This is a genomic window from Solirubrobacter deserti, assembly GCF_027587175.1.
Classification (GTDB): Bacteria; Actinomycetota; Thermoleophilia; order Solirubrobacterales; family Solirubrobacteraceae; genus Solirubrobacter; species Solirubrobacter deserti.
Genome location: NZ_JAPCID010000042.1, coordinates 64,173 through 73,063 on the forward strand (window position 1 = coordinate 64,173; position 8,891 = coordinate 73,063).

Below are 8,891 nucleotides of genomic sequence, written 5' to 3' on the forward strand. Positions count from 1 at the left end.
TGGACGTCGGCCGGGCCCGGCGACGGCTCGCGGCGTTGCGTGCCCGGCGAGGGGTCGGGCCGTGGCGGCGTTCGCTCGGGGCACGGCGTGAGCTGGGACGAGCTCGTGGCCGTGGCGTTGATCGGCACGGACCGGCGGCCCGTGGACGCGGACGCGCCGCCCGGGGCGCCGGGCGAGCTCGGCGCGGCCCTGGACGGGCGTGGCGTCGAGGACCGCTTGTTGGCGTCGGCGGCGGCGTGGACGGTGGCGCGGCGGGCCGGTGCGCGGGCGGGCGCTCCGCGTGTCGTCGAGCCGGCCGAGCCCGATCCGCGGCCGCTGTGCTCCGGGCCGGCGGCGGGGCGGCTGGATGGGCTGCTCGAGGTGCGCTGGCTTGTCGAGGACTGGCTCGCGCTGGCGCAAGAGCACGGGGTGCGGCCGCCGCCCGAGCTCGTGCCCGCGCTGCTCGACTGGGCCGAGGATCGGCCGGAGCGGTACGCCGCCGCGGCCGCGGCGGCCGGGCCGCTCGGGCGCTGGCTCGCCGCGCGCGAGCCGCGCTGGGCCTATGTGCTGCCCGTCGACGAGGCCGACTGGGCCCACGCGGAGGACCGGGTCGACCTGCTGCGCCGGTATCGCCGGCAGGACCCGGACGCCGCGCGCGAGCTGCTCGCGTCGACGTGGGCGGAGGAGACGTGGGAGGACCGTCAGGCGTTTCTTCAGGAGCTCGAGGTCGGGCTGTCGGACGCCGACGAGTCGCTGCTCGAGCTGGCGCTCAGCGATCGTCGCAAACCGGTCCGGGACGTCGCGGCGGCGTTGCTCACGCGCCTGCCCCGCTCGGCGTTCGCCGCGCGGGCGGCGGCCGAGGCGCTGCCGCTGCTGCGCGTGGAGGACGGCGAGATCGTGGCCACGCTGCCCGAGGCGCGCGGGCGTCGCTCCGAGCGGCTGACCGAGCTCCTGGCTGCGGCCCCGCTCTCCACCTGGGACATCGCGATGGTCGGCCTGCCCGTCAAGGACGATCTCGCGGCCGCCGTCCACGAGGGCTGGATGCTGGCGGCGCTGCGTCAGCGGGACGTCGAGTGGGGACGCGCGCTCGGGCTGCTCGAACTGCTGCCCCGCGAGGAGGCCGAGGCGCGCGCGGCCGCGGCGGACGATCCCCTGCTCGCCGCCGAGCCGCTCGAGTGGACGTGGGGACCGGAGCTGTCGAACGCCGTCGTCGCGTCCGTCAAGCGGCGGCGCGAGGCCGGCGGGCGCGATGTCGACGTGGCGTTCGTCGGGCGGCGGCTGGACCCGCGCACGGACATCGAACCGCTGCGCGACCTCGGCGGGCGCGACATCACGCGGCTCTGCGACCTCCTCGACACGCGGGCTGCCATGCTCTCGGAGTTCGCATGACGGAACTTCTGCGCCCGCACGCCGAGCAGCTGTTCGCGGAGGAGCTCGCCGCGCTCGAGCGGGCCGACGACCGCCCCAGGCCACCGCGGTGGCGGCTGTCGCCGTGGGCGGTCACGACCTACGTGATGGGCGGCGAGGCCGACGGCGTCACGATCACGCCCAAGTACGTCGGCCGGCGCCGCCTGATCGAGCTCGCCGTGGCGACGCTCGCCACCGACCGCGCGCTGCTTCTGCTGGGCGTTCCCGGCACCGCCAAGACGTGGCTCTCCGAGCACCTGGCGGCCGCGATCTCCGGCGACAGCACCCTGATCGTGCAGGGCACGGCGGGCACGCCCGAGGAGGCCCTGCGCTACGGCTGGAACTACGCGCGGCTGCTCGCCGAGGGCCCGACGCGCGACGCGCTCGTGCCCGGCCCGGTGTTCCGCGCGATGAACGACGGCAAGCTCGCGCGCGTGGAGGAGCTCACGCGCATCCCGTCCGACGTCCAGGACGCGCTGATCACGATCCTGTCCGAGAAGTCGCTGCCGATCCCCGAGCTCGACGACGAGGTCCAGGCCGTGCAGGGCTTCAACGTGATCGCCACCGCCAATGACCGCGACCGCGGCGTCAACGAGCTCTCCAGCGCGATGCGGCGGCGCTTCAACACGGTCGTGCTGCCGCTGCCGGACTCGGCCGACGAGGAGGTGGAGATCGTCCGCCTGAGGCTGGACAGCGTCGGGCAGGCGCTCGAGCTGCCGCCCGCGACCTCCGCGCTGGAGGAGATCCGCCGCGTGGTGACGATCTTCCGCGAGCTGCGATCGGGCGTGACCGAGGACGGGCGCACCAAGCTCAAGTCGCCCTCGGGCACGCTCAGCACCGCCGAGGCGATCTCCGTGGTCACGAACGGGCTCGCGCTCGCCACCCACTTCGGCGACGGCGAGCTCTCCGCCGAGGACGTCGCGGGCGGGCTCACCGGCGCCGTCGTGCAGGACCCGGTGGCGGACAAGGTCGTCTGGCAGGAGTACCTCGAGGCGGTCGTGCGCGAGCGCGACGGCTGGGGCGCGCTGTACCGGGCCTGCCGGGCGCTGTGAGCCACACGGTCTTCGGGATCCGCCACCACGGACCCGGCTCGGCCCGCACGCTCGAACGCGCGCTGGCGCAGCTGCAGCCGGACACGATCCTGATCGAGGGCCCGCCCGACGCCGACTCGCTGCTCGCGCTGGCCGCCCACGAGGAGATGGCGCCGCCCGTCGCGCTGCTCGCCTACGCGCCCGACGAGCCGGGCCGCGCCGCGTTCTGGCCGTTCGCGCGCTTCTCGCCGGAGTGGCGGGCGATCCTGTACGCCCACGAGCACGACATCCCGGTGCGCTTCTGCGACCTCCCGGCGGCGAACTCACTCGTGCAGAAGCGGGGACGCCGGGGGAAGGTGCGCGAGGACCCGTTGGGTGCGCTGGCCGAGGTCGCCGGGCACGGGGACGCCGAGCGTTGGTGGGAGGACGTCGTCGAGTCCGCGCGCGAGGGTCTGGGCGCGTTCGAAGCGGTGACCGAGGCGATGGAGGCGCTGCGCGAGGCCTTCCCGGACGACGACCCGCGCGAGGAGCAGCGCGAGGCGTACATGCGCCAGCAGATTCGCAAGGCCAACAAGGAGGCGAGCAACGTCGCGGTCGTCTGCGGCGCCTGGCACGCGCCCGCGCTGGTCGAGCCCGGCCCCGCGGCGCCGGACGCGCGGACGCTGAAGGGCATGGCGAAGATCAAGGTCGCCACCACCTGGGTGCCGTGGACGTACGGGCTGCTGGCGCGCGAGTCCGGCTACGGCGCGGGCGTCGACTCGCCCGCCTGGTACGACCAGCTGTTCGACAGCGCCGAGGAACCCGTCGCGCGCTGGCTCGCGCGGGCGGCCCGGCTGCTGCGCGAGGAAGGCCTGGATGCGAGCGCGGCGCAGGTCGTCGACGCGACCCGGCTGGCCGCCGCGCTGGCCGGCATCCGCGACCGCCCGCTCGCGGGCCTCGACGAGCTGCTCGACGCCACCCGCGCGGTGCTGTGCTTCGGCTCCGAGCTGCCACTGAAGATCGTGCGGGCGCAGCTGGTGGTCGGCGAGCGGCTGGGCGAGGTGCCGGAGGAGACGCCGATGGTCCCGCTCCAGCAGGACGTGACCAAGCTCCAGCGCCGGCTGCGGCTCAAGCCCGCCCCGGAGCCGAAGGAGATCACGCTGGACCTGCGGCGCGAGATCGACCGCGAGCGCAGCCGCCTCCTGCACCGCCTGAACGTGCTCGAGGTGCGCTGGGGCGAGCCGACCGAGACGCGCGGCCAGGGCACCTTCAAGGAGGCCTTCCGGCTCGAATGGCACCCCCAGCTGGCGCTCGATCTCATCCACGCGGGCCGTTGGGGCACGACGGTGCACGCGGCCGCCGCCGCGCGGGCGAAGGCGATGGCGAAAGAGCAGGACAGCATCGCCAAGCTCGCGGTGCTCGCCGACGCCGTCCTGCTCGCCGACCTCCCGGACGCCCTGGAAGCCGTGCTGGGCGCGCTCGCCGACCTCGCCGCGCTCGACCGCGACACCGCCGACCTGATGGCCGCCGTCCCGCCGCTCGCCCAGATCCTCCGCTACGGCGACGTGCGCGGGAGCGACACCAGCGCGGTCGCGGGCGTGCTGCGCGGCATCGTGCTGCGGACGGCGGTCGGGCTTCCCGGCGCGGGCGTCGGTGCCGACGAGGAGGCGGGCGCGAAGCTGGCCGAGCTCGTCGACGGCGTCAACAGCGCGCTTGCGCTGTTGCAGGACGAGGCGCTGACGCGCGCGTGGCGGGAGGCGCTGCGGCGAGTGGCCGACGGCGACCGGCTGCCGGGCACGCTCGCCGGCCGCGCCACCCGGCTCCTGCACGATGCGGGCGAGCTCGGGTCGCCCGAGGTGGCCGGCGCCATGTCGCGCGCTCTCTCTCCGGGGGAGGAGCCCGAGCGTGGCGCCTCCTGGATCGAGGGGTTCATCGGGACGAGCGGGCTCGTGCTCGTCCACGACCCGGAGCTGCTGCAGATCCTCGACGAGTGGATGGACCGGGTGGAGCCCGAGGCGTTCACGACCGTGCTGCCGCTGCTGCGTCGCGCGTTCTCCGTGCTGCCCGCGGGCGAGCGCCGCCGCCTCGGCGAGCGCCTGCGCAAACCTAAAGAGGGACAGTCCCCTTCATCTGAGCTCAACATCGATCTCGAGCGCGCAGGCCCGGCTTTGGCAACGGTTGCGAGGTTGTTGGCGTGAGCGAGGAACCTAAAGAGGGACAGTCCCCTTCATCTGAACTCAACACTGGGCACGAGCGCATGCGGCGATGGCGGCTGGTGCTCGGCGGCGGGGAGGCCGACGGCACGGACGTGCGGCTCGGCGGCACCGACCGTGGCATGGACGGCGCGCTCGACGCCGTCTACGGCGACCGGCGCGGCGGGCTCGGGGGGAGCGCGCCGAACGTCGCGCGCTGGCTGGGCGAGATCCGCAGCCACTTCCCGTCCGCGGTCGTACGGGTGGTCCAGCAGGACGCGATCGACCGGCTCGGCCTGCACCGGCTCCTGCTCGAGCCCGAGGTGCTCGACAACGTCACGCCCGACGTGCACCTCGCCGCGACGCTGATGAGCCTCAAGGACGCGCTGCCGGAGTCCAGCCGGACGGTGGCGCGGCGGATCGTGCGCGAGGTGGTGGACGACATCGAGCGCCGGCTCGCCGACCGCACGCGCAGCGCCGCCCGCGGCGCGATCGACCGCTCCGCGCGCACGTCGCGCCCCAAGCCGTCCGAGATCGACTGGGACCGGACGATCCGGGCCAACCTCAAGCACTACCAGCCCGAGCATCGGACGGTGATTCCGGAGCGCCTCGTGGGCCACGCGCGCCGGCGCCGCTCGCTGGCCGCGAACCTGATCCTCGCGCTCGACCAGAGCGGGAGCATGGGCGCGAGCGTCATCCACGCGGGCGTGCTGAGCGCGGCGTTGGCCTCGATCCCGACCCTGGACACCAAGGTGATCGCGTTCGACACGAGCGTCGTGGACCTCACCGAGGAGCTGCACGACCCGGTCGAGCTGCTGTTCGGCATCCAGCTCGGCGGCGGCACGGACATCGACCAGGCGCTCGGGTACTGCCAGACGCTCGTCAGCCACCCCGGCAAGACCGTGATGGTGCTCGTGACCGACCTCTACGAGGGCGGCGACCCGGAGTCCATGCTCCGGCGCGCCGCCTCGCTGATCCGCTCCGGCGTGAAGCTGATCGTCCTGCTCGCGCTGGCCGACGATGGCGCGCCCTTCTACCACCATGAGCACGCGGCGGCCTTCGCCGCGCTCGGCGCGCCCGTGTTCGCCTGCACACCCGACCAGTTCCCCGACATGCTCGCCGCGGCCCTCGAAGGACGCGACGTGGCAGGGTGGGCGGGCGAGCAGGACATCGCGGTGGTGTAGCTTCCCCGCATGTTCCGGGGAATCGGGCGGATGGTGGTCGGCGTGTCCGACCAGGACGAGGCGCTCGCGTTCTACCGCGACGTGCTCGGGTTCGAGGTGCTGCACGACTCCGACGACGAGGGCTTCCGCTACCTTCACATGGGCGTGCCCGGCCAGCCCCAGACGGGCATCTGGCTGATGCCCGGGGCCGCCGAGCACGACCGGCCGCTGCTCGTGCTGTTCACCGACGACCTCACGGGCATCCTCGAATCGCTCGAGCGCCACGGGGTAGAGACGTGGGGAGCGACCGCGACGTCGCTGCACTTCCGCGACTGCGCGGGCAATATCCTCGTCGCCTCAGTCCCCTCATGAGCCGTCTCTGGTCCGAGAGCATCCGCCGCCTCAGCCTCTTCATCGAAGGCCTGCTTCAGCGCAGGTAGGCCTTCTGGATCTTGCCCAGGCGCATCCGCTGCGGATGGTCGCCGACGGGAATCCGCGCGACCTCCTCGCCGGTCGCGTAGCTGACGACGGCGACGGCGTCCTCGCCGGAGATGCTCACGAAGCAGTGCTCGCCGCTGACGTCGTTGGTCGTCCAGTACGGCTTCTCCAGCCCTTCGACGAGCGTCGGCGTGAGCGTGGTGCGAGAGACGATCGCGGCGTAGTTGTCCATCGTCCCCGCGATGCACAGCTTCTCGCCCGCCGGATCCATGGTCAGGCCGTGGTGCGCGGAGTCGAGCGTGTACTGCTCGCGGCGCGCGGTCGTGCGCTTGGGCAGGTTGGCGACGCGCAGCACGCGGTCGTGGACCAGGTCGTACTCGACGAACCCGTGCAGGAACGAGATCTGGAAGTACACGGTCTGCTCGTCCGGGGCGAGCGCCATCGGCCGGACGGCGGCGCTCATGTTCGGGTAGCCGGCCTCAGCCAGCTTCTGGCCCATGTTGAGCCGCTTGAGCACCTGCAGCGTGCTCGCGTCCACGATCTCGAACCAGCGGTCGCCCTTGGTGAAGTCCAGCCGCGGGTCGTCGAGGGGCGTGAACACGGTGCCGATCGAGGCGTGGTAGATGCGCTTGCCGTCGGCGCTGAAGTTGGACTCGTGCGGCTGGTCGCCGGACTCGAAGCTGCCGGTGATCGCGCCCGTGGCGGTGTCCAGCACGTGGACCTTGCGGGCGGTCGAGGCGCTCACCAGCAGGCGCGTGCCGTCGGGTGAGAGCGCCATGTGGTCGGAGCGGTTGCCCTCGACCTTCGTGCGCCAGGCGATCTCCCCGGTGGACAGCTGGAACGCGACGACGTCCGCGAAGCTCGGCCGCGAGACGAACAGCAGTCGGCCGTCGGGGGAGGTGAAGGCGTCGTCGACGAGCTGGTCGTGGCCTTCGCCGATCAGCTGGCGGATGGCGAGGAAGTAGGCGAGTGCGGCGGGGTTGCGGCTGATCTCGGCCATCCGCTGGTTGCGGTCGGGCACGATGTCGATGCGCTTGAGGACGGTGTAGCGGTGCGGGTCGACGATGCTGGCGGTGCCGTCCCAGTTGTTGCCGACCGTGAGGATGTCCCGCGTCTGCGCGTGTGCGGATGGCGTGAGCACGGCAAGCCCGGCGAGGGCGACCAGGAGTTTCTTCATGGTGCAGGCTTCCAACGCGCGTGCGGCGCGATCCTTGCGGCGCGCGGGCGGCTAGGCTCCGGTGCGTGCCCGACGTCACGCTCTACGACACCCGCACCCGCTCGTTGCAGCCGTTCGAGCCGCGCGACCCCGCGCGCGTGGGGATCTACGCCTGCGGCCCGACGGTGTACGCGCGTGTGCACGTCGGCAACGCGCGGCCGTTCGTCGTCTTCTCCCAGCTCAAGCGCTTCCTCGAGCACGAGGGTTACGGGGTGACGCTCGTCGGCAACGTCACCGACATCAACGACAAGATCTACACGGCGGCCACGGCCGCCGGGGTGCCGTCGGACGAGCTGGCCCAGCAGATGGCGAAGGCCTACCGGGAGGACACCGACCGGATCGGCCTGGGGCGGCCCGACGCCGAGCCGCACGCGACCGAATACGTCCCGCACATCATCGAGCTGATCCAGCGGCTGCTGGACACCGACGCCGCGTACGTCGCGAGCGGGGACGTGTACTTCCGGGTTCGAACCGTCGACGGGTACGGCGAGCTGTCCCGGCGCGACTTGGAGCAGATGGACCAGGGCGAGGGCGTCGAGGGCGCGGATCTGAAGGAGGACCCGCTGGACTTCGCGCTCTGGAAGGCGTGGAAGGAAGGCGAGGACACGTCCTGGGATGCGCCCTGGGGCCGCGGGCGGCCGGGCTGGCACATCGAGTGCTCGGCGATGGCCGAGGCGCTGCTGGGCGTGGAGTTCGACATCCACGGCGGCGGCGTCGACCTCGTGTTCCCGCACCACGAGAACGAGGCGGCGCAGACGTTCGCCGCGCGCGGCCGGCCGCTGGCGAAAATCTGGATGCACAACGGGATGCTCGAGCTGGCGTCGGCCTCGGGTGAGGCCGAGAAGATGTCCAAGTCCGTGGGCAACATCCGCGGGCTGCACGAGGTGCTCGACGCCGTCGGCGGCGACGTGCTGATCCTGTTCTTCAGCTCCGGCCACTACCGGCAGCCGCTGGCGTTCTCGGACGAGCGGCTCGAGGACGCGCGGCGCTCGGCGGAGCGCATCCGCGACGCGGCGCGCCGGCTCGTGCCCGGGCCGTCGCCGGACGCGCTGCGACCGCACCGCGACGCGTTCTTCGACGCGCTGCGGTCAGACTTCAACACCGCCGAGGCGCTGGCTTCGCTCTACGGCTGGATCCGTGACGCGAACCGGTCGGAGGAGACGGTCGGCAGCGACGACCTGCGCGAGATGCTCGACGTGCTCGGCCTGGAAGGACTGATGGCCGCCGATGAGGGCCCGCCCGCGGAGGCGACGGAACTGGCCGAGGCGCGTGAGGCCGCGCGCGCGGCGAAGGACTGGGCTGAGGCCGACCGCCTGCGCGACGAGCTGCTCGCGATGGGTTGGGTCGTGCGCGACGGACCGGACGGGCCCGAGCTCGTCCCGGCGTCATGAGCCCCGCGCCGCGGCGCGGCGGGGGAGGCGGCGCCGGACGAGGCGGCGGTGGCGGTCGCTCGGGCGGCGGCGCCGGCGGGCGCGGCGGCGCGGGT

General features: G+C 73.3%; 7 protein-coding genes. 6 read left to right on the top strand and 1 reads right to left on the bottom strand.

The window, feature by feature from the left end; translation table 11 throughout:
* Nucleotides 1-87: 87 nt before the first annotated feature.
* Genes OJ962_RS24255 through OJ962_RS24275 form a run of 5 tightly spaced genes read left to right on the top strand, consistent with a single transcriptional unit; the run spans nt 88 to nt 6,123 of the window.
* On the top strand, nt 88-1,368 hold the full coding sequence (locus tag OJ962_RS24255) for a DUF5691 domain-containing protein (RefSeq protein ID WP_270006665.1): 1,281 nt from the start codon (nt 88-90) through the stop codon (nt 1,366-1,368).
* Nucleotides 1,365-2,438: an ATP-binding protein gene (locus OJ962_RS24260; RefSeq protein ID WP_202955908.1), complete on the top strand. Its 1,074-nt coding sequence runs from the start codon at nt 1,365-1,367 to the stop codon at nt 2,436-2,438. Before OJ962_RS24255 ends, OJ962_RS24260 begins: the two co-directional genes overlap by 4 nt.
* Nucleotides 2,435-4,594, top strand: a complete 2,160-nt coding sequence (locus tag OJ962_RS24265; protein ID WP_202955909.1) for a DUF5682 family protein — start codon at nt 2,435-2,437, stop codon at nt 4,592-4,594. Before OJ962_RS24260 ends, OJ962_RS24265 begins: the two co-directional genes overlap by 4 nt.
* Nucleotides 4,595-4,653: 59 nt before the next feature.
* Complete coding sequence (locus OJ962_RS24270; protein WP_202955910.1) at nt 4,654-5,772, top strand: VWA domain-containing protein; 1,119 nt, start codon at nt 4,654-4,656, stop codon at nt 5,770-5,772.
* 9 nt (nt 5,773-5,781) lie between these two features.
* On the top strand, nt 5,782-6,123 hold the full coding sequence (locus OJ962_RS24275) for a VOC family protein (RefSeq protein ID WP_202955911.1): 342 nt from the start codon (nt 5,782-5,784) through the stop codon (nt 6,121-6,123).
* Nucleotides 6,124-6,178: 55 nt separating this feature from the next.
* Here the strand turns inward: OJ962_RS24275 and OJ962_RS24280 are convergent, their stop codons facing one another.
* Nucleotides 6,179-7,366 (bottom strand): YncE family protein, encoded by a 1,188-nt coding sequence (locus tag OJ962_RS24280; protein WP_202955912.1) that lies wholly within the window; start codon nt 7,364-7,366, stop codon nt 6,179-6,181.
* 65 nt (nt 7,367-7,431) lie between these two features.
* Between OJ962_RS24280 and cysS the strand changes: the two genes are divergently transcribed.
* Nucleotides 7,432-8,796, top strand: a complete 1,365-nt coding sequence (gene cysS / locus OJ962_RS24285; protein ID WP_202955913.1) for a cysteine--tRNA ligase — start codon at nt 7,432-7,434, stop codon at nt 8,794-8,796.
* Nucleotides 8,797-8,891: the final 95 nt, after the last annotated feature.

Coding starts and splice junctions, on each gene's coding strand:
- OJ962_RS24260 (WP_202955908.1), top strand. CDS start 1,365: ATGACGGAACTTCTGCGCCCGCACGCCGAGCAGCTGTTCGCGGAGGAG.
- OJ962_RS24270 (WP_202955910.1), top strand. CDS start 4,654: ATGCGGCGATGGCGGCTGGTGCTCGGCGGCGGGGAGGCCGACGGCACG.
- OJ962_RS24275 (WP_202955911.1), top strand. CDS start 5,782: ATGTTCCGGGGAATCGGGCGGATGGTGGTCGGCGTGTCCGACCAGGAC.
- OJ962_RS24280 (WP_202955912.1), bottom strand. CDS start 7,366: ATGAAGAAACTCCTGGTCGCCCTCGCCGGGCTTGCCGTGCTCACGCCA.